A 1,110-nucleotide genomic window follows, 5' to 3' on the forward strand; every position below is an offset into this window, starting at 1 on the left:
GGCGGCCGCAAAAACTGAGTGCAACACCTGACCTTTCCGGTACGGTGCTGCCACTATGTCCTATCACGAACTCAGTATCCCCGAACGTGCGACCCTTCAACTCGGCCTTGCCCAAGGTTTCAGCCAGCGGCGAATTGCCCGGATGCTCGGCCGCTCCCCCTCGACCATCAGCCGGGAGCTGCGCCGCAACCGGGCCCCTGGCACCCGCTACCAGGCCTGTGCTGCCCAGCAGCAGATGCAGGTCCGCCGCCAGGTCTGCAGGCCTCAGTGCAAGCTGCTGCCGGGCAGTGAGCGCTTCGAGCTGGTCGTCCATATGCTGCGTGAGGGTTTGTCTCCCGAGCAGATTGCCGGCAAGCTGCGCAGCATGAACATACCCAGCCTCAGAGAGGCCTACGTCTGCCGCGAGACGATCTATAACGCGATCTACGCCCTGCCGGTCGGTGGCCTGCGCAAGGAGCTGATCATCTGCCTGCGCCAGGGCAAGACGAGTCGCAGGCCGCGCTCTGGCGGCGTCGATCGGCGCGGCCAGATCCCTGAAATGCTCAGCATCCACGTGCGCCCGCCGGAGGTCGAAGACCGGCTGATGCCAGGCCATTGGGAGGGCGACCTGATCAAGGGCAAGGCCAATGCCTCGGCGGTGGGCACCTTGGTGGAGCGTACCAGCGGCTACCTGATGCTGATCAAGATGGCCGACGCGACGGCGACCTCGGCGCTGGAGGGCTTCAGTGCGGCGCTCAATGGCATGCCGCTGGCGGTGCGCAAGAGCATGACCTACGACCAGGGCCGGGAGATGGCGCGGCACGCCGAGATCACCCAGCGGACCGGGGTGGCGATCTACTTCTGCGACCCGCACAGCCCCTGGCAACGCGGCAGCAATGAGAACATCAATGGACTGATCCGCCAGTACCTGCCCAAGGGCACGGACTTGTCGGTGCATAGTCAGGAAGCCCTGGACGCCATCGCTTTGCAACTGAATATGCGACCGCGCAAACGCTTCGACTTCAAATGCCCGATCGAGGTGATGGGCGAAGTGATGCAAGAAGCCGTGGTGATGCGGCATGATGCTCCCGCTTCAATTCAATAACCGTGTTGCACTCAGATCCTGCAACC

At 63.7% G+C, this 1,110-nt stretch carries 1 protein-coding gene; it reads left to right on the plus strand.

Translation table 11 applies throughout. The annotated features are described in order from the left end of the window. Positions 1 to 55 precede the first annotated feature (55 nt). Positions 56 to 1,084 carry an IS30-like element ISShes10 family transposase gene (locus DU29_RS0129105; RefSeq protein WP_011711660.1) on the plus strand — a complete coding sequence of 343 codons (1,029 nt, stop codon included), beginning with the start codon at positions 56 to 58 and terminating at the stop codon, positions 1,082 to 1,084. The last annotated feature ends 26 nt before the right edge of the window (positions 1,085 to 1,110 follow it).

The sequence above is a fragment of the Pseudomonas sp. Ant30-3 genome (assembly GCF_000690905.1).
GTDB lineage: Bacteria > Pseudomonadota > Gammaproteobacteria > Pseudomonadales > Pseudomonadaceae > Aquipseudomonas.

Bases quoted from the DNA above. Each gene is read 5' to 3' on its own strand.
- DU29_RS0129105 (WP_011711660.1), top strand. From the start codon at position 56: ATGTCCTATCACGAACTCAGTATCCCCGAACGTGCGACCCTTCAACTC.